Source organism: Actinophytocola xinjiangensis (assembly GCF_001921215.1).
Lineage (GTDB): Bacteria > Actinomycetota > Actinomycetes > Mycobacteriales > Pseudonocardiaceae > Actinophytocola > Actinophytocola xinjiangensis.
The window spans coordinates 61,940-87,467 of the sequence record NZ_MSIF01000026.1; the positions used below are offsets into that span (position 1 = coordinate 61,940).

A 25,528-nucleotide genomic window follows, 5' to 3' on the forward strand; every position below is an offset into this window, starting at 1 on the left:
ATGTGCCAGGTCTGGACGAGAAACTGGAAACGATCTACGACGAGGTGCTGCGACGCAACCCCGGCGAGACCGAGTTCCACCAGGCCGTGCACGAGGTGCTCGACTCGCTCGGCCCGGTGGTCGCCAAGCATCCCGAGTACGCCGACCGCGCGGTGATCCGCCGACTGTGCGAACCGGAACGCCAGATCATCTTCCGCATCCCCTGGGTCGACGACCGTGGGGCGGTGCAGATCAACCGGGGTTTCCGCGTCGAGTTCAACTCCGCGTTGGGCCCCTACAAGGGCGGCCTCCGCTTCCATCCCAGCGTCTACCTGGGCATCGTGAAGTTCCTGGGCTTCGAACAGATCTTCAAGAACGCCCTGACCGGCCTGCCCATCGGCGGCGGCAAGGGCGGTTCGGACTTCGACCCGAAGGGCCGCTCCGACGGGGAGGTCATGCGGTTCTGTCAGGCGCTGATGACCGAGCTGTACCGCCACATCGGCGAGTACACCGACGTTCCGGCCGGTGACATCGGGGTCGGTGGCCGGGAGATCGGCTACCTGTTCGGACAGTACAAACGCATCACCAACCGCTACGAGTCCGGCGTCCTGACCGGCAAGGGCCTGGCCTGGGGCGGCTCCCAGGTCCGCACCGAGGCGACCGGCTACGGCACCGTGTTCTTCGTCGACGAGATCCTGCGCACCAGGCGGGACTCCTTCGACGGCAAGCGTGTCGTGGTGTCCGGTTCCGGCAACGTGGCCCTCTACGCCATCGAGAAGATCCAGCAACTCGGCGGGACCGTCGTCGCCTGCTCGGACTCCTCGGGCTACGTGCACCATGAGAAGGGCATCGACCTGGGGCTGCTGAAGGAGGTCAAGGAGATTCGGCGAGGCCGGATCTCCGACTACGCCCAGGAATGCGGCGACCCGGCGCGGTACGTGACCGGCGAGTCGGTGTGGGGTGTGCCGTGCGACATCGCCCTACCGTCGGCGACCCAGAACGAACTCAACGGCGCCGACGCGGCGGTACTGATCGCGAACGGGTGCTCCGTCGTCGCGGAGGGGGCGAACATGCCGTGCACCCCGGAGGCCGTCCGGGCCTTCGGCGAGGCCGGGGTGACGTTCGCGCCGGGCAAGGCCGCCAATGCCGGCGGGGTCGCCACCAGCGCGTTGGAGATGCAGCAGAACGCTTCCCGCGACTCGTGGTCCTTCGAGCACACCGAGCAGCGGTTGGCATCGATCATGCGGGGCATTCACGACCGGTGCCTGACCACGGCTGATGAGTACGGGTCGCCTGGGAACTACGTCACCGGGGCCAACATCGCCGGGTTCACGCAGGTCGCGGACGCGATGTTGGCTTTGGGGATTATCTGAGTTCGTTGTTTGTGGGGTTGTGGGTTTCCCTGGTGGTGTGGGTTGTGGGGGGTTTGTTTGTCTTGCCCGGGTCTGGCGGTGGATTTTACGGGCGGCCACTCACGCCTCAAGAGGCCCTGAACTGGGCTTTGTCTGGGTTCGTGTTCACCTGTGGGCCTCTTGACCCGTGAGCCTCCGCCGCCCTGAGGCAGGGCCTTAGGGGCAGGGCTGCGCCCTGCCCCTGGCGGTGTCCACCGCCAGACCCGGGTGGGCGAGGGCTCCGTGGTGGGGGGTTCTGGTTTGGCCTGTGTCTGTCCGTTGGAGGCTGGGCCGTGACGGGGAGGCTCGGGTGAGCCTCCGGCGGGCCGAGTCGGGTCGGGTCGGGTCGGTCGCTGGTGTGGGTCGGTCTCGAGGTCAAGCCCGAATATCAGGGCTCTATCAACCCGGCCCGAATGGCATAGCGAGTCAACTCGACGCGATCCCGCAACCCCAGTTTCTGCAACAGGTTGGCTCGGTGGCGCTCCACGGTCTTCGCGCTGATCACCAGCATGGAGGCGATCTCCTTGGTGGAATGGCCCTCGGCCACCAGCTTGAGAATCTCCTCCTCCCGAACGGTGATGGGCCGATCAGGCGGGTCGTCCCCGTCATGCGCCCGGTCCAGATAGTTGCGGATCAACGCCGAAACCGCCCCGTGGTACAGGAACGGCTCGCCCCGCATGGCCGCCCGGCAGGCCTCCACCAGATCCCGGTCAGCCACCGACTTCAGAACATATCCGGAAGCCCCGACCTTCAACGCCTCGAAGAAGAACTGCTCGTTGTCGTGCATCGTCAGGATGAGAATGCGCAGATCGGGCGACAATCGAGACAGTTCCCGGGCGGCCTGCAATCCGGTCAACCGAGGCATGGCGATATCCAGGATCGCCAGATCGGGCGACGTCGCCCGAGCCTGTTCGATGGCCTCGGCCCCGTCGCTGGCCTCGGCCACCACGGTCAGATCAGGCTCGTTGTCGAGAATCAGCCGAACCCCACGACGGACCAGCGCATGGTCGTCGGCAAGCAGGATGCGCGCCGGGGACGGTGTGGTCATGAACGCTCCGCGGAAATCGGTATGACAAGTCGTATCTCGGTTCCACCGGCTGGCCCGGCGCCGACGGAAAGCTTGGCATCAACCAGCAGCGCACGTTCACGCATCCCCTGGATCCCGGCTCCCTCCGCCGCCCCGCCCACGCCACGCCCGTCGTCCCGGATGCGCAGTTCCACCCCGGGGCCGGAGCGACGCAGGGTCAGGTCGACGTGGCGGGCGCCGGCGTGGCGGGCGGTGTTGGTCAGGCTCTCCTGGGCCACCCGGTAGATCACCAGCTCGGCCTCCTCCCCCAGTTCGGGGAGGTCCTGGCCGAAGGACTTGCGCACGCTCAGACCCGTCGGCTCGGCGATCTCGGCGGTCAGGGCCTTCAGCGCGGAGATCAGGCCCAGCTCGGTGAGCACCCCGGGGCGCAGCCGGCGCGCGATGCGGCGGATCTCGTCGAGGCTGCTCCTGGTCGTCTCCTGCACCTGGCGCAGCTCGTCGCACACCGGGGGCGGCGCGTGGTCGGCCACCCGCTTCAGCTCCAGCAGGACGGCGGTGAGGGTCTGGCCCACCTCGTCGTGCAGCTCCTGCGCGACCCGGTGGCGTTCGGCCTCCTGCGCGGACAGCGCGCGCGCCGCGCTGCGGCCCCGCTCGGCCTCCAGCCGGTCGAGCATGCCGTTGAAGGCGCGGATCAGGTCGGCGATCTCCCCCCGGCCGTTGGCGACCGGACGCGGACCAGGGCGCAGCAGGTCCACAGTGGTCATCGCTCTGATCAGGCGTTGCAGCGGCGCCAGGCCCACCCGGAACAGCAGCGCGTTGAGGGCCAGCATCACCCCGAGACCCGTCGCCAGGACCAGGGCCTCGGTGAGCAGTGCCGGCGTCGACACCGTCACCGGACCCAGCAGCAACGCGATCGTGGCTGCCAGCACCACCACCGCGTTGAGCAGGAAGATCCGCCAGAACAACGACACGCACAGCCTCCTCGTCAGACCATCTCGTCACACCATGGCCATCAACCCAACATGTACCCGCGCGACGAGCTGGCGGCATCCGTGCCAGCCCTCATCTCCTGGCGGTGCCCACACCTACCAGAGCCGCGATGTGGGTGCGAGCACGGATGGCGCCGAAGGTCCGATATGGGCGATTGTGGAGGCCGGGCACCCGCTTCGGGGATCGGAGGGGGAATGAGGAGAGCACGCAGGTGGCGGGTGTGGTCGATGGCGACCGTCGCGACCACGGTCCTGGTCATCGGGGTCGCACTCGGGCACGGTGTGCTCATCGCCGCCGGCCTCGTCCTCCTCGCGACGGCGGGACTGGGGGTGCCCGAGCGCCAGCCGGGTACATGGTTCTCCCCATCCAGGATGGGTGCTGACACCGATGGCTCCGACCAGCACTTTCAGCGAGAATCGACGGTGACCACAGTCGCTTGTGGCATGAGGAGGGAGCAGTCCGGCATGAACATCACCCACACGACAGTGCCCGGCACCGGCAAGCTGACCCACCTCGTCACCCGCGGCGGTCAGCGATTCGCCGTCCTGGTCACCGACGACCGCCGGCAGCTGCTGGTCTACGAACCGGACATCGATCCCGACGTGCCTGTGCAAGCCATCGACCTGGACGCCGACGAGGCCGTCGAGGTAGCGGCGATACTGCACGACCGGTCGCTCGTTGAACGAGTCGACGCACTGGAACGCGCCGTCGCGGCCGTGGCCAGGGAGCGCCGGTGAGTACCGAAGCAGTTCAGCCGACACGGCTCATAAGCACAACCGGGGCTGGTGCCATGCAAGCAAGTGACATCGCCGCGCACGTGCCGACGGTGACCGCGAGTGATCCGGTCGCCAAGGCGGTGCGGGTGATGGCAGTCAGCCGGTTGCCCGGTCTGATCGTGGTGGACGAGTGGTCCCGGCCCAAGATGGTGCTGCCGGGGACCCAGGTCCTGCGCCTGGCGGTGCCCGAGGCGTTCCAGAAGGACCCCGCGCTGGTGCGGGCGATCGACGAAGAATCCGCTGACCACTTCTGGGTGGAATTGGGCTCACGGACAGTAGCCGAGTGTGCGCCAGTGTCGGCACCCCGGCCGGTCACCATCCGTGCCGACGCGACGTTGCTCGAGGTTGCCGCGCTGATGGCGCGACAACACAGCCCACTCATCGCGGTCGTCCACCCCGACGGCTCACTCATCGGAGCGATCACCCTCGAACGGCTGATCACCAGCCTGGCGGTGTTCACCACCGACGAGTAACCGCTCCCAGACCATCTCCCCCACCCGTCCGGGCCCCGGCCATGCGCCGGTGCCCGGACGTGCCATGCCCGAAAACAGAGGAGGCAGCTCCCGTGCACCCCCTTGACGGTGGCCCCCCGGGGTTTGACACGTGAGCGCGGTTCTTGCCCTCGCGATCTTCGTCACGGCGTACTTCTTCATCGCCACCGAGAAGATCGACAAGGTCAAGGTGGTGCTCGTCGCGGCCGGCGCCATGGCCGCGCTCGGCCTCATCCCCGGCTCCGAGGTGTTCTTCTCCGAACACGCCGGCATCGACTGGAACGTCATCTTCCTGCTGTTCGGGATGATGATCATCGTCGGGATCATCAAACAGACCGGGCTGTTCGACTACCTCGCCATCTGGGCGGCCAAGAAGTCCAAGGGCCGGCCCTACCGGCTGATGGTCATGCTCATGGTGATCACCGCGATCGCCTCGCCGTTCCTGGACAACGTCACCACGATCATGCTGGTCGCGCCGGTCACCGTGGTGGTCTGCGACCGGCTGCAGATCTCGGCCAAGCCGTACCTGATCGCCGAGATCCTGGCCTCCAACATCGGCGGCGCCGCCACCCTCATCGGCGACCCGCCCAACATCATCATCGGCAGCCGCGCCGGCCTGACGTTCACCGACTTCCTGGTGCACATGGCGCCGATCGTCGTGGTCGTGTTCGCCGTGTTCGTGCTGTTCACCCGGGTGCTGTTCCGCAAGTCGTTCCAGTACCACCCGGAAAAGGTGGCCTCGGTGATGGCGCTCAAGGAGCGCCGGGCGATCACCGACCCTCGGATGCTGCGCCGCTGTCTGGCCGTCTTCGCCCTGGTCGTGGCCGGTTTCGCGCTGCACGCCACGCTGCACCTCGACCCGGCGATCGTCGCGATGGTCGGCGCCGGGCTGATGCTGCTGGTGACCAGGGCCGAGGTCACCGACGTGATGCGCGAGATCGAGTGGCAGACCCTGGTCTTCTTCATGGGCCTGTTCGTGATGGTCGCCGGCCTGGTGCACACCGGGGTGATCGAGACCGTCGGCACCTGGGCGATCACCGCGTTCGGCGACAACTTCTTCCTGGCGGCGACCTCACTGCTGTTCGGGTCGGCCATCCTGGGCGCGTTCTTCGACAACATCCCGTACGTGGCGACGATGGCCCCGATCGTGGAGGACCTGGCGGCCGGGGCACCGACCCCGGAGACCGGCCGCTCGCTGTGGTGGGCGTTCGCCCTCGGCGCCGACTTCGGCGGCAACGGCACGGCGGTGGCGGCCAGCGCGAACGTCGTGGCCATCGGGATCGCCGCCCGCACCGGTCACCCGATCTCGTTCTGGCAGTTCACCCGTTACGGTCTGGTCGTCACGGCGCTGAGCACGTTGATGGCCTGGGTGTACGTCTGGCTGCGGTACTTCCTCTGAGCTACATCCCCGGGATGACCACGACCCGGAGTTGCATACCGGGACGGACGCGGCGCGGGCCGGTGCTCCCTACGTTCGGTGAGGTTCTCGTTGCTGCCTCACCGAACGGGGGAATCCCATGCGTGTCCTGTACGGCGCTCTGGCCGTGGTCCTGACACTGGCCGTCCAGTCCGCCCCACCCGTGTCCGCCGGTCCCGTGCCCCGGCTGCCGGCGCCCACCGGGCCACATCCGGTCGGCACGACCTCGCTGCACCTGGTCGACACGTCCCGGCCGGACCCGTGGGTGCCGTCGGTGGCCCACCGGGAGCTGATGGTGTCGGTGTTCTACCCGGCCGCCCGGGGCCACGGGCCGACCCGGCACTTCCTGACCGTCGCCGAGGCGACGGCCGTACTGGACGAGGCCGGCATCACCGAGGTGACCGCGGCGGCCATCGCCTCGACCAGGACGAACGCGGTGGTCGACGCGCGGCCGGTCGGGCGCCCACAAGGCCTGCCGCTGCTCGTGCTGTCACCGGGGTTCAAGCGCCCCCGGGCGACGCTGACCACCCTGGCCGAGGACCTCGCCAGCCACGGCAACGTGGTCGCGGTCATCGACCACACCTACGAGAACGTCGCCACGACCTTCCCCGACGGGCGGGTCGCGCCGTGCGCGGCGTGCGGCTCCTACGACCCGGCGTTCTGGGACAAGCTGCACGCCGGCCGGGCGGCCGACGTGTCGTTCGTGCTCGACGAACTGACCGGGCCACGCCCGCCGTGGCGCGGCGCCGGCCTGATCGACGCCAGCCGCATCGCGATGGGCGGGCACTCCGTCGGCGGCGCCGCCACCCTGGTCACGATGCGTGAGGACGAGCGGATCCTGGCGGGCTTCGACGCCGACGGCACGGCCGACGTCGCCCTGCCGGAGGGCGGCCTGGACCGGCCGTTCCTGTTCCTCGGCCGGGCGAACACCTACACGCCGGGCATCGGGCCGGAGTCCCGGTCGTGGGAGACGGTGTGGCCCCAGCTCACCGGCTGGCGGCGGTGGCTGGTGGTGGAGGGCATGCAGCACCCGTCGTTCACCGACATCGGCCTGGTGGGTGAGGAGTTGGGCCTGGACTTCGGTGCCGACACCCCGGCGCGGCGCGGCGCGGCCATCTTCCGGGCCTACACCCGGGCGTTCTTCGACCTGCACCTGCGGGGCACGCCGCAGCCGCTGATGACCGCGCCCTCGCCGCGTTACCCGGAGGTCACGTTCATCGGCTGAGGGTGGTTGTCCGGCCCGGTCTGTCGGCGGCGGCCGCCGGTGAGCAGGTCCGCACCCGGACCTCACCGGCGGCCGGCCGTCGGGCGTGCCGGTTCACCGGCGCCGGGCCGCGTACACCGCGATCCCGACGGCCAGCACGCCCGCGCCGCCGGCGACCGACTGCCACGGCAGCGTGCCGGCCAGCCCGAGGCAGCCCACCAGCCCCAGGCCGCTGACCACCCTGGACGCGCCGGGCAGCGTCCAGGCCGAGGCGTTGGCGATCGCGTAGTACACGAGCACCCCGAACGACGAGAACCCGATCGCCGCCCGCACGTCCGCGACGGCCACCACCGCGGCGACCACGACCCCGACCACGACCTCCGCCCGGTGCGGTACGCCGAAGCGGGGGTGCACGGCGGCGAGCGGCGTGGGCAGGTGCCGGTCGCGGGCCATCGCCAGCACGGTCCGCGAGACGCCGAGCACCAGCGCCAGCAACGAGCCCAGCGCCGCGCACGCGGCCCCGACCCGCACCGCCGGGTCCAGCCACGCCGCCCCGGCGGCCCGCACCGCGTCCGACAGCGGCGCCGCCGAGCGCGCCAGCCCGTCGGGCCCCAACGCGGCCAGTGCCGCGACCGCGACCAGCGCGTACACCACCAGCGCGATCCCCAGGGCGAGCGGAACGGCCCTCGGGATCGTCCGCGCCGGGTCGGCCACCTCCTCCCCCAGCGTGGCGATCCGCGCGTAGCCGGCGAAGGCGAAGAACAGCAGTCCCGCCGCCTGCGCCACCCCGAGCACGCCGCCGTGCCCGCCGTCGGCGATCCGCGCGACCGCGCCCCCGCCCAGGCCCGCCACCACCACCCCCGCCAGCACCGCGAGCACCACCGCCACCAGAACCCGGCTCAGCCAGGCCGATTTCCGCACCCCGCCGTAGTTCACCGCCGTCAGCACCACCACCGCCGCGACCGCGACGACCGTGGCGTGCTCGGGCCACACGTACAGCCCGACCGTCAACGCCATCGCCGCACACGAGGCGGTCTTGCCGACGACGAAGCTCCAGCCGGCCAGGTAGCCCCAGAACGGGCCGAGCCGCTCCCGGCCGTACACGTAGGTCCCGCCCGAGGCGGGGTAGCGGGCCGCCAACCGCGCCGAGGACGTGGCGTTGCAGTAGGCGACCACGGCCGCCACCCCCAACGCCGCCAGCAGCCACGCGCCGGCCGCCCGCGCCGCCGGCCCGAGCGCCACGAAGATCCCGGCTCCGACCATCGCCCCGAGCCCGACCACCACCGCGTCACCCAGCCCCAGCCGACGCCGCAACTCACCCATCAGCGGGGGAACCCGGTGCCGGGCAAGGAGCCGGGTGGGAGGCCGAGGAGGCGTTCCACCGCCCAGGTGTGGGTGCGCAGCGTGCGGTCCACAGAGGACGCCGGGTCGGCGAGGTCGTCGTTGAGGTCCTGGGTGAGGGTGGCGAGCAGGTGGGCGGCGGCGGGCGGGTCGGGGACGGTGAAGCGGCCTTCGGCCACGCCCTGGGCGACGATCGCCGTCAGGGGCCCGGTGAGGCGGGCGACGATCGCGACGCGGGCCCGCTGGCGCACGCGTTCGTTGCCCTCGGCGGACCAGACGCGCAGGGTGCGCACCAGGTCCGGCGCGGACAGCTCGGCGAACACCGCGACCAGCTTCGCCACGGCGTCGTGGTGCGGGTCGGTGGCGATGGGGTCGAGGGTGGCGGCGACGGTCCCGGCGACGCTGTCGACCACGGCGGACAGCAGCTCCTGTTTGGACACGAAGTAATGGTAGAAGGCGCCTCGGGAGGCCCTGGCCTCGTCGAGGACGTCCTGGACGCTGGTGCGGTCGTAGCCTCTCGTCTCGATCAGCGTTCTGGTGACGTCGAGGAAGTGTTCGCGGCGGCGGGCGCGCGCCGCCTCGTCAACGGTTCGTGGCATCCGTCCCTCCGGGGTCGCGCGCTGGAAGTCCGCGTAGGTCACCGTGCCACGGTCGGCGGCGGTCGGCAGGTGATCTCCCCCACCCGCTGACGCGCCGAACCGGCCGTCGGGGCCGGTGCTCAGAAGCCGATCGCCTCCCGCAGCAGCGGTACCGTCACCCGGCCCGCCCGGATCTCGGCGTTGAGCACGAGCAGGGCGCTGAGGCGACCACCACCGACCCGGTCTCGGTGACCGCCGCGACGTCGTCGAGGATCTCGGTGACGAACCCGTTGGCGTTGAGCGCGGCGGCGGCGCGTTCCAGGCGCCGCACGGCCACCGGCTCGGTGAACGCCGCGGTCCCGGCGGTCATTCGGCGACCGCCGCGTCGGCCCACTTCGGGTAGGGCGGCGGGGAACCGCCCAGCGTCGAGGTGTCCAGGTAGCGGACCTCGTACACCCGCTCGGTGAACTTCCAGCCCTGCGGGGTGCGCTGGTAGCGGTCGTGGAACAGGGCGTAGTTCACGATCGACCGGCCGTCGCGCAGCCGGCCCAGTTCCTGGATGTAGGCGCGGCCGGTGGCGGTGTCGCCGTGCAGCTCGACCACGCCGGGGTGGGTGGTCTGGACCATGAACTCCCAGCCGGCGCGCAGCCGCGTCGCCCCGTCCAGGATCGCTGCGCGGCCGCGGTGTTCGATGCCGGCGTCGGGGATGACCATCACGCCGTCGTCGGTGAACAGTGACGCGAACCGCTCGTGGTCGAGCATCATCGCGGCGTCGGAGTACTCGGCGCGCAACGCCTCGATGGCCGTACGGTCGGCCGTCTCCCGCGGATCGTTCATCGGATCTCCTTGTCTGGTCAGGGGTTACTCCTCTGACGAGACAGCCGGCCGAAACATCAGGGCCCGGTCCAGCCAGGCGAGAATCCGCCGGTGGGCGACGGGGGCGTCCCGGTGCAGGTTCAGCGCGTGGCCGGCCCCGGGGACGAGGACCGCGTCGACGCGGGTGTTCGGGTAGAAGGGCTGCTCGGCCGCGGCGAGTGCCGCCGGGGACGAGCAGTCGGTGGCGTCGGGTGCGCAGACCAGCCGGTCGGCGTCCCCGTCGACGACCAGGATCGGCAGGGTCAGCCGGGCGGTCACGCCGGGGGCGTCGGCGTCGCCGAGGGTGGCGAGTTCAGCGAGGGTGTTGGTCTCCTTCGTCGCGACGTCCAGCGCGATGACGTTCGGGTCGGCGGCGGCCGGCTCGTACATGAACAGCGGCCGCTGCTCGTCGCGCACGGTCACGTAGCCGGTGTCGCCGGCCGGGACCCGCGCGGCCAGCCGGGGCACCTCGGCGACGGGTTGCCCCAGCCGCGCCAGGCCTTCCTGGGCGCTGGGCGAGATCCGGGAGGCGTTGCCGGTCAGCACGAGGGCGTCGACGTCGGAGTACCGCGAGGCGGCGAGGGTGGCGATCTCCGAACCGTAGGAGTGGCCGACGAGGACCACGGTGTCGAAGCCGCGTTCGCGCAGCGCGGTGACGACCTGGTGCAGGGTGTGCGCGTTGGCGGAGGTGGTGACCTCGGTACTGGCCGGGTGGGAGCTGGCGCCGACGCCGAGCCGGTCGAGGGCGAAGGTGGCGTACCCGGCGCGGTTGGCGGCGCGGACGTGGGAGTAGCGGTCGGGCTGGTAAGGCGGGTCCCAGTACAGGCCGCTGTAGTTGAGCCCGTGCACGAGGACCTGCACCGTGGTCGCCGGCCGGTGCGCGGGGACGCACAGCCGGCCCCGGATCCGGTACCGCGCTGGCTGGTCCTCGGCGGTCGACACCGGCACGGTGACCTCGCGACAGGCCGACGTCGCGGCGGCGGGCGCCGAGGTCGCGGCGACCAGGCCGACGGTCAGGCACGCGGTCAGGCAGGCGGCGAGAATCCGTTGGGACATCGGGGTTTCCTTTCCTCAGGGGGTGAGCAGGTCGTGCCGGGTCGCCCAGGCGACCAGGGATTCGCCGATGGCGTCCGGCTGGTCCTCGGGGGTGTGGTGGCCGGCGACGCCGTGGCGGTCGATCTCCAGGCCGGACACCGTGGCGGCACACCACTCGACGGCGGCGGGGCCGGTCATCGTGCCGGGGCCGGGTTCGAAGCTCAGCAGCAGTTTGGGCACCTCCGGGCTGGTGGCGAGCCAGCGGCCGTAGGCGGTGACCCGGTCGACGACCTCGGCCGGGCGGCCGTCCAGCGGCAGTGACCGGGCCCAGGCCAGCAGCGGCGCGCGGCTGCGCGGGGTGGGGTAGGGCTGGCGGTAGACGTCGAGGTCGTGTTCGCTCAGCCCGGTGGCGACCGTGCGCGGCAGGTTCTCCTCGATGAAGGAGTTGCGTTCCAGCACCATGTCCTCGCCGACGCCCGGGGTGCGCATCGACTCGAACAGTCCTCTGGCGCCGGGTGGGAGGTCGCCGGAGGACAGCGGCGCGAGGATGGTCTCGGTGAACGCGACGCCCCGGACCCGGCCGGGATTGCTGGCGGCCCAGTCGAAGGCGAGCGCGCCGCCCCAGTCGTGGCCGATCAGGACGACTTGGTCCAGGGCGAGGGCGTCGAACCAGGCGTCGAGGTAGCGGGCGTGGTCGGCGACGGTGTGGTCGAGGTCGGGTTTGCCGGACTCCCCCATGCCGATCAGGTCGGGGGCCAGGCAGCGGCCGGCGCGGGCGGTGATCGGCAGGACGTTGCGCCACAGGTAGGAGGAGGTCGGGTTGCCGTGCAGGAAGACCATCGGTACCGGCCCGGCACCGGCCTCCCGGTAGGCGATGGTCGAGTCGAGGACGTGTGCGGTGGGCATCGGGGACCCCTGGGGATGCGATACTAGACAGGTACCTGACCAACCGTAGAACACAAGACAGGTGGCTGTCTATATGACAGGGAACCGGCCGAGGCTCTCGCTGCTGCTGCGCCTGCTGCACCGCGAGTACGCCGTCACCGTCGAGGAAGCCCTGGCCGACGCCGGCTTCGGCGACATCGGCTCCGGCGACGCGAAGATCTTCCCGTTCGTCCCGGCCGAGGGCATCGCGATCCGCGACCTCGCCACGCGGGCCGGCGTACGCAAACAGACCATGGCCCAGTCGGTCGGCCGGCTCGAACAGGCCGGCTACCTGCGACGCCACCCGAACCCGGCCGACGGCCGCTCCCAACTGATCGTGCTCACCGCACGCGGCCAGGCGGTCGCGCCGGCCGCCGCCGAGGCCGGCGACGCCATCGAGCGCCGCTGGGCGGAGCTGACCAGCCCCGAGGACCTGGCGGCCGTGCGCACCCACCTGCACCGCCTGCTGGAGCGCCTGGCGCGGGCCGACCAGCGGGCCGCCGCCCGCCTCACCTCGATCGAGGACCTCCCCCCGGACTGATCAACGGGTCTTCCCGCCCGGCGTCACGGCCAGTAGCCTCCCGTGCGCGATCCGGAAGGGAGAAGACGATGTCCCCAACCACACGACGAGTGCGTGCGCTCGTCGCCGTCGCGGCGTTGGCCGCGAGCGTGCTCACCGCGACCGCATCCGCCTCGGCGGCCCCTGCGTCCAGAACAGTCACCTACCACGGCTACCAGGTCGACGTGCCCGCCCACTGGCGGGTGGTCGACCTGACCGCCGACCCCGACACCTGTGTCCGCTTCGACCGGGAAACCGTCTACCTGGGACAACAGGGCGACGCGACCACCTGTCCCGGGCGGCTCGTCGGCCGCACCGCCGGCCTGGTGATCGAGCCGCTGTCCGACCTGGGCGCCGAACGCGTCCCGGCCGGCGTCACCACCGCACCCGCCGGCACGGCAAGACCCCCAGCCGACGCCACGTCCCACGACTCCGCCCTGCGGGTAGCGGTCGAGGACGCCGGCGTGCTGGTCACCGCCGCGCACAACGGCCTGACCGAACCGGCCGTGCGCCGTGTCCTGGACACCGCCCGGCTGGTGCCCGGCGGGCAACGGGCGAGCCTGCCCACCGCCCGTCCGATGGCCACCGCCCAGGCGCTGGTCAGCCCGGGAACCTACGAGGGCAAGGGTTTCGACGTCTGCGCCGCCCCGTCCCAGGCGACGATGAACGCCTGGCAGGCCTCGCCCTACCGGGCCGTCGGCATCTACAGCAGCGGCGACCTGCGGGCGTGCTCCCAGCCGAACCTGACCCCGACGTGGGTGGCCAACCAGGCCGCCAACGGCTGGCGCTTCATCCTGACCGACGTCGGCCGCCAGGCGCCCTGCACGTCCTACCGGCTGCGGATGTCCACCGACCCGGCGACCGCGCGCCAGCAGGGCCGCACCGCCGCCGCCGGCGCGATCTCGGCGGCCACGGCACTGGGCTTCGGCAGCGGCAGCGCCGTGTACAGCGACATCGAGAACTACACGTCGACGGCGTCGTGCAAGGCGAGCGTGCTGTCCTACGTGAGCGGCTGGACCGAGCGGCTGCACGAGTCCGGCTGGCTGTCCGGGGTGTACTCGAGTGCGTCCTCGGGCATCCGGGACCTGGCCAGCGCCTACAACAGCTCGACCTACCTGCGCCCGGACCACATCTGGTTCGCCTGGTGGAACGATCGCGCCGACACCGACACCGGCTCCTACGCGCCGGCCGAGTACTGGCCCAACGCACGACTGCACCAGTACGCCGGCGAGGTCCCGGAGACCTGGGGCGGCGTGCGACTGTCCGGCATCGACCGCAACTACCTCGACGTCGGCGCCGGAACGCCGGTCCCGTGCGACTCGGTCGGGTTGGACTTCACCGCCTACCCGACGCTGCGCGCCGGCTCCACCGGCAACGCGGTGAAGGCGGCCCAGTGTCTGCTGGCGACCACCGGTCAGCTGCCGGCCGACGTCACGCCCAGCGGCACGTTCGACTCCGCCACCCAGACCGCGGTGACGGCGTTCCAGCGGTCGCGCGGACTGGAGGCCGACGGCATCGTCGGTCCCCGGAGCTGGACCGCGCTGCTGTCCGCCGGGGACACGCCGACCCTGCGGCAGGGGTCGTCGGGCTCGGCGGTCCGGCGGTTGCAGCGGGCGTTGACCGCCGCGCTGGGCACGACGCTGGCCATTGACGGCGCGTTCGGGCCCAACACCGAGACCGCCGTGCGCGGCTACCAGCAGAGCCGCACGCTCGAGGTCGACGGGATCGTCGGGCCGGCCAGCTGGGGAGCGCTCCAGGCCGGTCGCTGACCGGCGCGTGGCGGCGCGGCCGTGCGCCGCGCCGCCACGTCATCCCACGTCATTCCACGTCAACGGGGTCACCGCCGAGATGGACGAACGGCGCCCACACGTCCGGCCGGTCCGGGAAGCGCGCCCGCAGCCGCGCGGTCGCCCCCGCCAGCGCCCCCGCGTGGTCCCCGCCCGAGGCCAGCGCCCCGTACACGTCGGCCGCCACCGCCGCCGCGTGCCGGTCGGCGACCGACCACAGTGTCCCGATCACGTTGCGGTACCCCGCCACCTGCAACGCGGCGCACACGTTGATCGCCTCGTCAGCCAGGTCCAGCGACCCGCCGGCCGTCCGGCACGCCGACAGGTACGCCAGCCCGGCGTCGTGCAGGTCAAGGGCGGCGAGCTGGCGCACCGACAGGTCACCGCCGGCCAGGTGCAGCGCCCCCCGGCTCGGCTCCCCCACGTCCTGGGTCGCGTGGCAGGCGAAGTGCACCGACCGGTGGCGCCGCAACTGTTCCAGCACCGCCCCCGGCGTCGCCGCCTCCCCCACCAGCGCCAGCGTGCCGGGCACCGTCGCGCTGATGTGGCGCAGTTCCCGCGACACCTCCGGCAGGTCGGCGCGCCCGGCGGTGTGCGGCATGCCGACGGCGACCAGGCTCGACCCGCCGGCACCGGCCGGGCGGCCCGCGCGCAGCAGCGCCGAGAGGCTCGTGGTGTACGACGACACCGTCCGGTCCGGCACCGTCGGCGGCCGGCCCAGCGCCCGGCCGTAGCGCCCCGCCGCGTGCAGCGGCAACAGGGTCAGCGGCCCGGTCGGACACCACCACACCCGGTGCCGCGAGGTCCCCGGGTCGTCGGCGTCCAAGGCGTCCAGGACGGGCGCGGCGACGGTGTCCCACAGCCAGCGGGTCATCGCCGTCAGGGTCTGGCGCAGATTCGCCGTGCCGGACACCCCGGTCTCCATCTCGGTGATCGCGCGCAGCAGCCCGGCCGCCCGCTTGCGCACGCTGGCCAGCGTCAGCCACGGCAGGTGGACCGAGCGCACACCGCCCGCCCGCACGATCAGCGCGTCACACCGGGGCCAGGCCACGTTGACGATCACCACCGCCCCGCCGGTCGCGGCCGTGCGCAGCGTCCGGAACGGGGCCGCGCCAAGGAAATCGGCGAAGCCGGGGACCGCGCGCGCGTCGGCCAGCAGGGTCTCCCAGCGCTCGACCAGCTCCCGGTAGGCGTGCGCGGTGCGGTCGGTGGTGCCACCGGCCTCGGTGTGCGCGCTCATCCGGTCCAGCGCACGGCGCAGGTCGTCGAGCTCGGCGGCCAGGGCCGGCGCGGCGGCGTGCAGGGCCGACAGGTCGCTCCTGGTCTGGATCGCCTGGGTCCAGAGCACCGAACGGCCCTGTTCGAGCAGTTCCACGGCCTGCTCGGGCCGGTCCAGCTGGACGGCCAGCGCGGCGGCGGTGGTCGCCACGTCACCCAGACCGGCCAGGCGCTGTTCGCGGCCGGTGCGGTCCAGGCCCCGCCAGGCCACCACCGGCAGCAGGTCGACCATGGCCTTGGCCGGCTCGGCCGCCGCCGGCAGGTCCTTGGCGCGCAGCATCGCGTCCAACCAGTCCTTGGCGACCTGCATCCGCATGTCCGGTTTGCCGGCGGGCGAACGGACCGCGGCCCGCCACAGGCCGGTCGCGGCGTCGAGGTCGGCACGGTCGCCGGTGAGCCGGAACCGCTGCCGGTACACCCCGGCCAGGTCCGACAGGGCCATCACCCGCAGCGGGTGGCCGGGGCTGAACCGGGCGGTCGAGCCCCGGCCCACCTCCAGCGCCTCGTCCAGGCGGGAGATCCGGCCGTCGAGGCCGGCCTGGTAGGTCAGCAGTCGGGTGAGCTTGGACTGGGTCACGCCGACCTGCACCGTGCTGCGCGGGTTGGCCGCCAGCACCTCCCGGCACAGGGCGATCGCCTCGTCGAGGTCCCGCGGGCGGCCCTCGACGAGGAACCGGGTGGACAGCACGATGACGTGGTTGGTGAGCGCGACGTGGCGCAGCGCCCGCAGTTCGGCCGACAGCGCGACCGCCTCGGCGCTCAGCTCCGCCGCCTCGGCCAGGTCACCGGCCGCGCCGGTGCGGGAGAAGCGCCACAGCAACAGGATCGCGAGGCTCGTGAGCGTGCCGCAGCGCACCGGGCCGGCCGGGCCGAGTTCGGCGCGCACGCCCCGGGCGATGTCGATCGCCTCGGACAGGTCCGCCTCCTGGCCGAGGTGTTCGGCGCGGCGCAGCAGGCACACCAACAGGTTCAGCCGCAGTACCGAGACCGTCGGGTGGCCGGACGGGAGCCGGGCGGCGGCGTCGCGGCACACGACGATCGCGCGGTCCAGGTCCGAGGAGCGCCGGGTGCGTTCGAAGCGGGTGCTCAGCGCCCTGGCCAGGATGGCGACGGCGTTGGGCGCCGGGTCGTGCGGGCGGGCGGCGACGAGTTGTTCGGCGAGCGCCTGGGCCTCGTCGAGGTCGGCCCGTTCGGCGCTGTCGTCGTAGCGGGTGAGCAGGGTGTGGGCCAGCAGCGCGCGCTTGTCGATGGTGCGCGGCTCGTCCTCGGGGGCGTCCTGGACCGCGGCCCGCGCGGCGTCCACGGCCCGGTCGCGGTGGGCCGGGTCGCCGTCGATGGTGAACATCGCCGACGCCAGCTGGCCGCCGATGACGAACAGCTCGCCGCGCAGCGGGTCGTCGGGGGCCATCATCCCCTCCAGCGCGCCGACCAGCGTCTTCGCCGAGGCGACCTGGCGGGCGTCGCCGGTGAGGTCGAAGTCCTCCAGCAGGGCGATGGCGGTCTCGCTGGTACGCACGGCCAGGTGGCGCTCGCCGTCGAGGTCGCGCAGCCGCTCGACGAGCGTGGCGTCGCCGAGGTCGCGCAGCAGCCCGGCGCACAGCCGCGCGAACCGCAGGTCCGCCTGGGCCGCACCGGAGGGCAGCGCCTGGTAGCGGCGCAGGAACCACTCGCCGAGCACCCGCAGCGTTCCCGCGTCGTCGCGGTCTCCGTGCCCGGAGATCAGCGACGTGCACAGCGCGACGGCCCGGTCGTTGGCCGGCTGGTCGAGCAGCACACCGGACTGGCCGTCGCGGTCGTGCGAGGTGAGCCGGGCGGCGAGGTCGGCGAGCACCTCGGCCCGCTGGCCGTTCACCGCAACCCCGTGTTCGTGACCGTGCCGGACAGTACAGTCGCACGGTGACAACCGAACGGCCCCGGGGCGAACGCGAGACACTCGCGGTGCTGTGCGCGTCGCTGCCGATGTTGCGTGAGCAGGCCGAAGGCGGGTTCTGGACCGACACCCTGGACATGTACGTGGCCGATCTGGTCGGCGGCGAGTCGGCGGTGGTCGTCTGGGAGCGGCTCGGGCTGAATCCCAAGGACCACACCACCCGTGACGGGGGCGGACCGGACGACCTGGTCGGCGACCTGTGGCCGGCGCCGTCGCTGGTCGGCGACTACCAGTGCCCGCTGCGCCGCTGCCCGCGCCGCGCGGGCCGCGACGACACCGGCCGGCCGCCGCGCTGCTGGCTGACCGACGAGCAGATGCTGTTCACCAGCCGGAACGGCTAGGTCATGACCGCGCTCATCGGCGAGATCACCCGGCGGCTGCCGGACCGGTGGCTGACCACGACCCTGGGGCCGGGCGCGCTGTGGGTGCTCACCGCCGCCCTTGCCGTCCATTTCGGACAGACGAACGCGTTGGGCGTGCTCGGTCTCGCCGAGACGGTCCGCGACACCGGCGGGATGCTGGCCGACCGGCCGGCGGAGGCGCTGGTGTACGGGGCGCTGGCGGTGGCCGCGTCGGTCGGTGCCAGTGCCGCCGCGCACGCCGCCGGCGCCTGGGTCCGCCGGTTGTGGTCGGGCCGGTGGGGTTTCCCGTTCGAGCGGCTCGCGACCCGGCTCACCTCGGCCCGGCGCGAGCGGCGTTCCGCCCGGCTCGCCGGGGCCGGAACCCGGCTGCCGGCGGCGTTCCTGCCCTCGACCGCGACCTGGATCGGGGACCGGCTCCAGCTGACCGACGCGCGGATCACGGCCCAGTACGGGCTCGCGCTCGCCCTGGTGTGGCCCAGGATCTGGCAGCTGGTGGACGTGGAGACCAGGGCGCTGGTGCAGCAGGCGCGGGCGCGTTACGACGCGGCGAGCACGCTGGTCGGCTGGTCGGCGACCTACCTGGTGCTGGCCGTGGTCTGGTGGCCGGCGCTGGTGCCCGGCGCGCTGACGCTGCTGGCCGGCTGGCGGCGCGGGCGGGTCGCGGTGGCGCTGTTCTGCGACACCGTCGAGTCCACTGTGGACCTTCAACACCGGGCGCTCGCCACCGCGCTTGGCCACCCGCTCGGCGACGGCAAACCGCTGCCGCCCCGGATCGCCGACGCCATCAACGACCAGCTGCACAAGGGCGCCACTCCTCAACCACACGGGGACAGCGGACCGACCGACCGCACCCGGTAACCGGCGTCGAAGCCGACGCTCGTGCGCCAGCACCGGCCGTCCTCGGCGGTCAGGTCGACGGTGGCCGACGGAGCCCCGGTGCCCTCACCGAAGAACCCGACGACCCGCGCGCCGTCGTAGGGCGCGTGCTCGGCCAACGCCGGCCAGTCGCCCAGCGCCGGCCCGCACAGCTGACCGATCGCCACCCGCGCCGAGCCAAGCCCCTCACCGCCCTGGACACCCGCGCCGGTCTCGGTCAGGCACGACAGCCTCGGCAGCGGCACCATGGCGCTGGGCACCAGGTCGGGAAGCACGTCCGGGTACGGGTTGTAGTAGGTCGGGTCCGGGAGGCCGTAGGTCGGATACGGGTAGTCGGGCAGCGTGAACCCGGTCGCCGGGACGGTGATGCCGCCGGTCAGCGGGCCACTGCTGGGACCGGAGTCGTCGAACACGTTGCCCACCACCACCCCGATCAGCACCAGCGCGCCCACCACCCAGCCGACCGAGCCGCCCAGCGAACGGCCGGCCGGCACCGGGGGGATCGGGGTCCGCTGCCGCGGCACGCGCTCGGGCTCCGGCTCGGGCGTTGGTTCGGGCGTCGGCTCCGGCGCGGGTTCCGGTGTTGGCTCGCGCAGGGTGTTCAGCGTGCGGGCCAGTGGGTCGGCCAGGTCGGCGGCACCGGGCCGGCCCGCCGGGTCGGTCGCCAGACAGAGCCGCAGGGAACGGCGCAGTCGCACCGGGGCGGCGGCGGGATCGGTGGTGTGCTGCTCGCCGGCGAACAGCCGCACGGCCAGCAGACCGAACTTGTAGACGTCGCTGGCCGAGGTCCCCAGCTCCTCGTCGCCGACGTCACCGACCCGCCAGTCCGGGGTTTCGCCCTGGGGCAGCACGGAATGCTCCCCCAGGCGCATGCTGTCGGAGTCCACGAAGAAACACCGGGGGCGGGCGTCCTGGCTGAACAGCAGGTTGTTCGGTGACAGGTCACCGACCGCGATGTCCAGCCGGTGCAACAGGGCCAGCGCCTCGGCGGTGTCGGCCAGGAACTCCACCCGGAACCGCTGACCGACCGCCAGCCCCACCTTCTCCAGGTAGCCCGGCGGGTTCAGCAGGAACTGCGCGGTCGCCAGTTCGCTGCTGGGCGTACCACCGAAGGTGAGGTCGACGCGGAACCGCGGCGGCACCTGGCGCATCAGGAACCCGCGCACCACCCCGTCGCGGCGCACCACCGCCTCCGGCCAGGCCACCCGCTCCAGCAGCGCCTCACGGTCGGCGGCGTCGAGTTCCTCGGTGTAGCGGACGAACGCGCGCAGCGCGTCCACGTCGAGGTCGTCCACGACGCGCGGCAGGTACTCCTTGTACACCGGCCCGTCGGGGGTGTCGCGCAGCCGGTAGACCAGGCCCTGGCCACCGCCGGCGATCCGCACCAGCGGACCCAGCGCGGCCACGTCGATCTCCCGGACCTGGGCGGTCATCCGGGGTCGGCCTCCCGCAGCGGCCAGACCGCGACCAGCGTCCGGTCGTCGTCGAAGGTCTCGCGCGAGAAGTCCAGCAGGTAGCCCAGGTCCAGCGGCGAGGGCGGCGACTCCAGCCCGGCGGCGAGCGCCGCGCCGACCGGCCCCCGGCCCTCGCCCACCGGCCCGCCGACACCGTCGGTGCCGACCAGCAGCACCCCGCCGGCCGGCAGTACGGCCGGCACACCGGCGATCTCGGCCGGCAGCCGGGGCAGCGCGTGCACCGCCGGGTCGAGCAGCTCACCGGCCGGGCCGCCGAACAGCTCCGCCCAGTCCGGCCCGGTCAGCAGCCACGCCGTCGAGTCACCGGCCCGCGCCGAGGTGACGGTGGCCGTGCCGTCCTCGCCGGGCAGCACCACGGCCGCCACCAGCGTGGTCGCCAGCAACCGCTCGGCGCGTTCGGCCTCGGTCCCGTTGTCGGTGTCGGTGTCGGTGTCGCCGCCGGGCTGGGCCTTCGCGAACTCCACCAGCGCCCAGCTGGCGCAGCGCAGCACGTCGGCCCAGTCGGGCTGGCCGGCTCCGCCCTCCTCGTCGAGCCAGCGCAGCAGCTGGTCGACCGCCGTGCGGCAGGCCAGCGTGGCGCCGACGTGCGACAGCTCGGCCTCCGACACCCCGTCGGCGACCGCGACGACCACCGCGCCGGTGCCCTCGTGCGCGGCGATCGCGAAGTCGTCCTGGCGCGGGGTGCCGTCGTGGCGGTGCTGGTAGCCACGCACCGACCCGCCGCGCACCGCGAGCCGGCCGGTGGACCAGCCGTCGACGACGGTGTCCGGCCGGTAGGTGCGCGACCGGGGCGCGCGCGGCTCGAAGCTGACCACCGGAGTGCCGATGACCAGCGGTGACCGGGCCGCGTGGGGCGGCGCGAGGGACTCGGTCAGGTCAGACAACGTCGATCGCCATCACGAAGTTGTTCGGCCGCTCGACCACCAGTTCGGTCTTCCCGTCGGCCGCCGCGCGGGCGGAGGCCACGATGCTCTTGGTCAGCGCGACGCTGAACTCGGCGATGGCCAGCCCCAGCTCGGTGCCGGGGGTGGCGACGAAGGCGAACTCCGGGCGGGTGGCGATGTCGACGATCGTGCGGGCCTGCGCCTCGCCGATGCCGCAGGCGATGATGTTCGGCGCGGCCCGGGTGATCTCCCGGTCGGTCAGCGTCCCGTACGGGGTGCGCCACTCCGGCTCGTCGTTGGGCTGGCCGTCGGTGAGGAAGAAGACCGCCGGCCGGTACACGGCATAGCCGGAGGCCTTCAGCGCGTCGATGTCGCGGGGCAGCTGGTCGGTCAGCGCCTCGAACGCCGCGCTGTAGCGGGTGCCGCCCCGGGTGGTCAGCGTCGGCAACGCCTCCTCGGTACGCAGGTCGGCCAGCGAGAGCCGGACCTGGACGTCGTCGGAGAAACCCAGAATGGTGAACCGGACCTTGGCCGCGGCCATCGGTTCGCGCAGCAGCGCCCGGTGCAGGGCGGCGAGGCCCGCGTTGAGCTCGCCGACCACCGGACTCATCGACAACGACTCGTCCGCCACCACGTACACCGGCAGGACGTTCCCCAGGTTCTCCGTCACGCTCAGATCCCTCGTGCTCGCGGTAACGTGACGTGCTCCACGTCACAACCCTCTTTTACCACGCCAGAGGCGATTTTCTGACCGTATTGGGCCCAGGTTCACGGAGCTGAACCACCCCGGGTCCCGCCGCGCACCGGCCGAGTCGAACTCCGTGTCACCGGGGGGCTACCGTGCGCTCCACCGACCTGGTTCAATCAGGACATTGTTGTCTAGACCATTACTGGTATTGGTTGGACCACTGACGAGGAGGTCGGGGTATGCCAGGCCGAGTACTCACCGCGACAGTCACCGCCGCCGCAGCGCTCGCGCTCGGCCTCGGTCCGGTCGCCAGCGCGACCGCCCAGCACCGGGTACCACCACTGGACCAGGTCCGGGCCGGCACCACCCAGATCGCCGCCGGGCTCGTCCGCCCGACCTCGATCACCGGGATCGGTGACGGACGCCTGCTGATCACCGAGAAACCCGGCCTGGTCAGGGTGTACGACCCGCGCCGGGGCGTCGCCGATGACCCGGTGCTCGACATCACCGACCGGGTCAACGAGTCGGAGAACGAACGCGGCCTGCTCGGCCTCGCGCCGGCACCGAACTTCACCCGCAGCAAGGTCGTCTACGCCGCCTACACGCGCCTGCCCGACGGCGCGGTCACCCTGTCCCGGTTCAACCTGGCCACCGGCGCCGAGCAGGTGCTGCTGACCCAGGAGCACGCCGAGTTCGCCAACCACAACGGCGGCAACGTCGCCTTCGGCGCCGACGGGTACCTGTACCTGGGCATCGGCGACGGCGGCAGCGGCGGCGACCCGTTCGGCAGCGGCCAGAACCTGGACACGCTGCTCGGCAAGATCATCCGCATCGACGTGCGGTCCGCGTGCGGCGACCTGCCCTACTGCGTGCCCGGCGACAACCCGTTCGTCGGCGTCGAGGGCGCCCGCGCGGAGATCTGGTCGTGGGGCCTGCGCAACCCGTGGAAGTTCTCCTTCGACCGCGCTGACGGCTCGCTGTGGATCGGTGACGTCGGCCAGGGCCGGGCCGAGGAGATCGACCACATCGGCGCCCGCCAGGCCGGGGTGAACTTCGGCTGGTCCTGCATGGAGGGCCCGCACGTGTTCGACGAGACCCGCTGCGAGGCCACCCAGGACTACACCGAGCCGGTCTTCCACTACCGCTCGGGCGTCGAGGGCTGCGCGGTGATCGGCGGCCACGTCTACCGGGGCGCCCGCTACGACGACCTGGTCGGCGGCACCTACATCGCCGGCGACTACTGCTCGGCCACCGCGTGGGCGGTGCGCGCCAACCGCGACGGCACCTACACCAGCGCCGCGATCGGCACGTTCCCCGAGTTCCTCACCGCCATCGGCACCGACTCGCGGGGCGAGCAGTACCTGACCGACGAGCAGGGCACCCTCCACCGGATCACCTTCACCGAGGTGGAGTGACCCAGGACACAGTCGGCGCCTGTCAGCAATCCGCCCGCCACCCCGTTCAAGGGGGCGAGCGAACAGACAGGAGCAGGACCATGCGGCATCGCGTCATCGTCCTCGGGGCCGGCTATGCCGGGGCCTCGGCGGCCGGACATCTGGCCCGTCACCTGCACCCCGACGACGTCGAGATCACGGTCGTCAACGCCGTGCCGGACTTCGTCGAGCGGATGCGTCTGCATCAGCTCGCCGCCGGCCGCGAGCAGCGCACCCTGGCGCTGGCGGACATGTTCGCCAGCACGGGGATCGAGCTGCGGGTGGCCAGGGTGACCGCCGTCGACGCCGGCCGGCGGACGGTCACCGTCACCAGCGACGACAGTGACACCGCCACCGCCGAACTGGAGTACGACACCCTGATCTACGCGCTGGGCAGCGCGGCGGCCGACCACGGAGTGCCCGGGGTGGCCGAGCACGCGCTCGACGTCGCCAGCCGTCCCGGCGCGCTGCGGGTGCGTGAGCGGCTCACCGAGCTCGACGGGCGGGGCAGCGTCCTGGTCGTCGGCGGCAACCTGACCGCCATCGAGGCGGTCACCGAGATCGCCGAGGCCTGGCCGGACCTGCGGGTCACGCTGGCCACCACCGGCGAGGCCGGCGGCTGGTTCGGCGAGAAGGCCCGCCGGCACATGCTGCGCGCGTTCGACCGGCTCGGCATCACCCTGCACGAGAACACCACCGTCGACGGGGTCACCGCGACCGGCGCGGTCGCCGGCACCGTCGCCCTCACCGCCGACGCGGTGGTGTGGGCGGCCGGTTTCGCCGTGCACCCACTGGCGTCGGCCAGCGGCCTGACCGTCGAGGACGACGGCCGGATCACCGTCGACCGGATGATGCGCTCGGTGTCCCACCCGGAGGTCTACGCCATCGGCGACAGCGCCTACGCGATCGGCGACAACGGCCGCCCGCTGCCGATGTCGTGCGCGTCGGCCGGGTTCACCAGGATGCAGGCGACCAGCGCGGTCATCGGCGACCTGACCGGCCGGAAGGTGTCCACGAGCGCGTTGGCCTACCTGGGCAACTGCGTGAGCCTGGGTCGGCGCGACGCCCTGTTCCAGGCCGTCGACGGCGAGGCCGTGTCGAAGGAGTGGTCGCTGCGCGGTCGGGTGGCGGCCAGTTTCAAGGAGTTCGTCCTGCGGGGGGCGGCGTGGAACCAGGGCCACCCGACCTACGGCCTGCCCAGCCGGCGGCACCACCTGCCGGCCGGGCGGGGGCAGGCGACGGAAGCGGTTCCCGCCTAGGGTGGCGCACGTGGACACCGCCACCGTAGAACGCTTCGAGGCCAACCGGTCCCGGTTGGCCTCGTTGGCGTACCGCCTGCTCGGCTCGGCCACCGAGGCGGAGGACGTCGTCCAGGACGCGTTCCTGCGCTGGCAGGCCGCCGACCGCACCCGCATCAAGGTCCCCGAGGCCTGGCTGACCAAGGTGGCGACCAACCTGTCGCTCGACCGTCTGCGCTCGGCCAGGGCCCGCCACGAACGCACCTTCGGCGAATGGCTGCCGGAACCACTCCTCGACGGCGACCCGATGCTGGGCCCGGCGGACACGGTGGTCCAACGCGAGTCGGTGACGCTGGCGGTGCTGATGCTGCTGGAACGGTTGTCCCCCAACGAACGTGCGGTGTACGTGCTGCGCGAGGCGTTTTCCTACTCGCACGCGGAGATCGCGGAGATCCTGGACATCTCGGTGTCCGCGAGCCAGCAACACGCGCACCGGGCGCGGCAGCGGGTGGCGGCGGAACGGGACGCCACCGAGGTCGACGACGCCACCGCGCGCAAGATCGTCGAGGCGTTCGTCGAGGCGGCGTCCACCGGCCGCACGGAGGCTCTGGTCGCGTTGCTGACCGACGACGCGACGGCGGTGGCCGACGGTGCGGGAGGGGCGAAGCGGCTGTTGCGGTCGTCGGTGCCGGAGCGCATCGCCGCGATGTTCCGGGCCGGGTTCAAGCCGACCCCGGCCAAGCGCCGGTTGGCCGGCGGATCGCCGTCGATCCACGCGGCCATGGTCAACGGGTCGCCGGCGATGGTGGCGGCGTTGGATGGTCGGGTGCTGGGGGTGGTGGTGTTGGAGGTTCGGGGGGAGCGGATCTCGGCTCTGTGTGGGATCGCCGGGCAGTCCCGGTTGGGGCGGTTCGGTGAGTGGTGGAAGCGGGAGGATCACCCGGATCCGATCATCGCCTCCTGGTGACCGGCGGTGTTTCGTTGGGGTTGGGGTGGTGCCGGCAGGTCAT

General features: G+C 72.4%; 24 protein-coding genes. 12 read left to right on the plus strand and 12 right to left on the minus strand.

The window, feature by feature from the left end:
- Positions 1 to 2 precede the first annotated feature (2 nt).
- A complete protein-coding gene (gene gdhA, locus BLA60_RS35015; RefSeq protein WP_211288950.1) occupies positions 3 to 1,352 on the plus strand; it encodes an NADP-specific glutamate dehydrogenase in 1,350 nt (449 codons plus the stop codon).
- 406 nt (positions 1,353 to 1,758) lie between these two features.
- Here the strand turns inward: gdhA and BLA60_RS35020 are convergent, their stop codons facing one another.
- Together BLA60_RS35020 and BLA60_RS35025 are read right to left on the minus strand one after the other, a co-directional pair.
- Positions 1,759 to 2,418, minus strand: coding sequence for a response regulator (locus BLA60_RS35020; protein ID WP_075137355.1), 660 nt, complete (start codon positions 2,416 to 2,418; stop codon positions 1,759 to 1,761).
- Positions 2,415 to 3,368, minus strand: coding sequence for a sensor histidine kinase (locus BLA60_RS35025; RefSeq protein ID WP_075137356.1), 954 nt, complete (start codon positions 3,366 to 3,368; stop codon positions 2,415 to 2,417). The genes BLA60_RS35020 and BLA60_RS35025 overlap by 4 nt, the downstream gene beginning before the upstream one ends.
- 246 nt (positions 3,369 to 3,614) lie before the next feature.
- Here BLA60_RS35025 and BLA60_RS45015 point away from each other — a divergent pair, with 246 nt between their 5' ends.
- The 4 genes from BLA60_RS45015 to BLA60_RS35045 all read left to right on the plus strand — a co-directional run bounded on the left by BLA60_RS45015 (position 3,615) and on the right by BLA60_RS35045 (position 7,296).
- On the plus strand, positions 3,615 to 4,124 hold the full coding sequence (locus tag BLA60_RS45015; RefSeq protein ID WP_211288951.1) for a cation:proton antiporter regulatory subunit: 510 nt from the start codon (positions 3,615 to 3,617) through the stop codon (positions 4,122 to 4,124).
- The gene (locus tag BLA60_RS35035; protein ID WP_211288952.1) at positions 4,121 to 4,636 is read left to right on the plus strand and encodes a CBS domain-containing protein; all 516 of its coding nucleotides are present in this window, start codon (positions 4,121 to 4,123) and stop codon (positions 4,634 to 4,636) included. The genes BLA60_RS45015 and BLA60_RS35035 overlap by 4 nt, the downstream gene beginning before the upstream one ends.
- Before the next feature lie 130 nt (positions 4,637 to 4,766).
- Positions 4,767 to 6,053 (plus strand): ArsB/NhaD family transporter, encoded by a 1,287-nt coding sequence (locus BLA60_RS35040; protein ID WP_075137358.1) that lies wholly within the window; start codon positions 4,767 to 4,769, stop codon positions 6,051 to 6,053.
- A gap of 118 nt (positions 6,054 to 6,171) precedes the next feature.
- On the plus strand, positions 6,172 to 7,296 hold the full coding sequence (locus BLA60_RS35045; RefSeq protein ID WP_075137359.1) for an alpha/beta hydrolase family protein: 1,125 nt from the start codon (positions 6,172 to 6,174) through the stop codon (positions 7,294 to 7,296).
- A gap of 93 nt (positions 7,297 to 7,389) precedes the next feature.
- Here the strand turns inward: BLA60_RS35045 and BLA60_RS35050 are convergent, their stop codons facing one another.
- The 6 genes from BLA60_RS35050 to BLA60_RS35075 all read right to left on the minus strand — a co-directional run bounded on the left by BLA60_RS35050 (position 7,390) and on the right by BLA60_RS35075 (position 11,990).
- Positions 7,390 to 8,598, minus strand: a complete 1,209-nt coding sequence (locus tag BLA60_RS35050) for an APC family permease (protein WP_075137360.1) — start codon at positions 8,596 to 8,598, stop codon at positions 7,390 to 7,392.
- Positions 8,598 to 9,215 carry a TetR/AcrR family transcriptional regulator gene (locus BLA60_RS35055; protein WP_154814819.1) on the minus strand — a complete coding sequence of 206 codons (618 nt, stop codon included), beginning with the start codon at positions 9,213 to 9,215 and terminating at the stop codon, positions 8,598 to 8,600. The genes BLA60_RS35050 and BLA60_RS35055 overlap by 1 nt, the downstream gene beginning before the upstream one ends.
- Before the next feature lie 154 nt (positions 9,216 to 9,369).
- A complete protein-coding gene (locus tag BLA60_RS35060; RefSeq protein WP_075137362.1) occupies positions 9,370 to 9,564 on the minus strand; it encodes a hypothetical protein in 195 nt (64 codons plus the stop codon).
- Complete coding sequence (locus BLA60_RS35065) at positions 9,561 to 10,031, minus strand: nuclear transport factor 2 family protein (RefSeq protein WP_075137363.1); 471 nt, start codon at positions 10,029 to 10,031, stop codon at positions 9,561 to 9,563. Before BLA60_RS35065 ends, BLA60_RS35060 begins: the two co-directional genes overlap by 4 nt.
- A 24-nt stretch (positions 10,032 to 10,055) precedes the next feature.
- Complete coding sequence (locus BLA60_RS35070) at positions 10,056 to 11,105, minus strand: alpha/beta hydrolase (RefSeq protein WP_075137364.1); 1,050 nt, start codon at positions 11,103 to 11,105, stop codon at positions 10,056 to 10,058.
- Between the two features lie 15 nt (positions 11,106 to 11,120).
- Entirely contained in the window at positions 11,121 to 11,990 is an 870-nt protein-coding gene (locus BLA60_RS35075; protein WP_075137365.1) for a haloalkane dehalogenase, read from the minus strand.
- A gap of 73 nt (positions 11,991 to 12,063) precedes the next feature.
- On the opposite strand from BLA60_RS35075, the gene BLA60_RS35080 reads away from it, so the two are divergent.
- Positions 12,064 to 12,549 (plus strand): MarR family winged helix-turn-helix transcriptional regulator, encoded by a 486-nt coding sequence (locus BLA60_RS35080; protein WP_075137366.1) that lies wholly within the window; start codon positions 12,064 to 12,066, stop codon positions 12,547 to 12,549.
- Positions 12,550 to 12,617: 68 nt separating this feature from the next.
- Positions 12,618 to 14,336: a glycoside hydrolase domain-containing protein gene (locus BLA60_RS35085; RefSeq protein ID WP_075137367.1), complete on the plus strand. Its 1,719-nt coding sequence runs from the start codon at positions 12,618 to 12,620 to the stop codon at positions 14,334 to 14,336.
- A gap of 49 nt (positions 14,337 to 14,385) precedes the next feature.
- Here the strand turns inward: BLA60_RS35085 and BLA60_RS35090 are convergent, their stop codons facing one another.
- The gene (locus BLA60_RS35090; RefSeq protein ID WP_075137368.1) at positions 14,386 to 17,484 is read right to left on the minus strand and encodes a CHAT domain-containing protein; all 3,099 of its coding nucleotides are present in this window, start codon (positions 17,482 to 17,484) and stop codon (positions 14,386 to 14,388) included.
- Between the two features lie 44 nt (positions 17,485 to 17,528).
- Here BLA60_RS35090 and BLA60_RS35095 point away from each other — a divergent pair, with 44 nt between their 5' ends.
- Positions 17,529 to 17,903: a hypothetical protein gene (locus tag BLA60_RS35095; RefSeq protein WP_075137369.1), complete on the plus strand. Its 375-nt coding sequence runs from the start codon at positions 17,529 to 17,531 to the stop codon at positions 17,901 to 17,903.
- 3 nt (positions 17,904 to 17,906) lie between these two features.
- On the plus strand, positions 17,907 to 18,782 hold the full coding sequence (locus BLA60_RS35100; protein ID WP_075137370.1) for a hypothetical protein: 876 nt from the start codon (positions 17,907 to 17,909) through the stop codon (positions 18,780 to 18,782).
- On the opposite strand, the gene BLA60_RS35105 is transcribed toward BLA60_RS35100, so the two are convergent.
- The 3 genes from BLA60_RS35105 to BLA60_RS35115 are packed head-to-tail and all read right to left on the minus strand — an operon-like array spanning position 18,740 to position 21,829.
- Positions 18,740 to 20,233, minus strand: coding sequence for a protein kinase family protein (locus BLA60_RS35105; protein ID WP_075137371.1), 1,494 nt, complete (start codon positions 20,231 to 20,233; stop codon positions 18,740 to 18,742). The genes BLA60_RS35100 and BLA60_RS35105 overlap by 43 nt on opposite strands.
- On the minus strand, positions 20,230 to 21,159 hold the full coding sequence (locus tag BLA60_RS35110) for a protein phosphatase 2C domain-containing protein (RefSeq protein WP_075137372.1): 930 nt from the start codon (positions 21,157 to 21,159) through the stop codon (positions 20,230 to 20,232). The genes BLA60_RS35105 and BLA60_RS35110 overlap by 4 nt, the downstream gene beginning before the upstream one ends.
- Positions 21,152 to 21,829 (minus strand): vWA domain-containing protein, encoded by a 678-nt coding sequence (locus BLA60_RS35115; protein WP_075137373.1) that lies wholly within the window; start codon positions 21,827 to 21,829, stop codon positions 21,152 to 21,154. The genes BLA60_RS35110 and BLA60_RS35115 overlap by 8 nt, the downstream gene beginning before the upstream one ends.
- Positions 21,830 to 22,086: 257 nt before the next feature.
- Between BLA60_RS35115 and BLA60_RS35120 the strand changes: the two genes are divergently transcribed.
- The 3 genes from BLA60_RS35120 to BLA60_RS35130 all read left to right on the plus strand — a co-directional run bounded on the left by BLA60_RS35120 (position 22,087) and on the right by BLA60_RS35130 (position 25,485).
- Positions 22,087 to 23,262 (plus strand): PQQ-dependent sugar dehydrogenase, encoded by a 1,176-nt coding sequence (locus BLA60_RS35120; protein ID WP_075137374.1) that lies wholly within the window; start codon positions 22,087 to 22,089, stop codon positions 23,260 to 23,262.
- 80 nt (positions 23,263 to 23,342) lie between these two features.
- Entirely contained in the window at positions 23,343 to 24,539 is a 1,197-nt protein-coding gene (locus BLA60_RS35125) for an NAD(P)/FAD-dependent oxidoreductase (protein WP_075137375.1), read from the plus strand.
- Positions 24,540 to 24,549: 10 nt separating this feature from the next.
- Entirely contained in the window at positions 24,550 to 25,485 is a 936-nt protein-coding gene (locus tag BLA60_RS35130) for a sigma-70 family RNA polymerase sigma factor (protein WP_075137415.1), read from the plus strand.
- Positions 25,486 to 25,528: the final 43 nt, after the last annotated feature.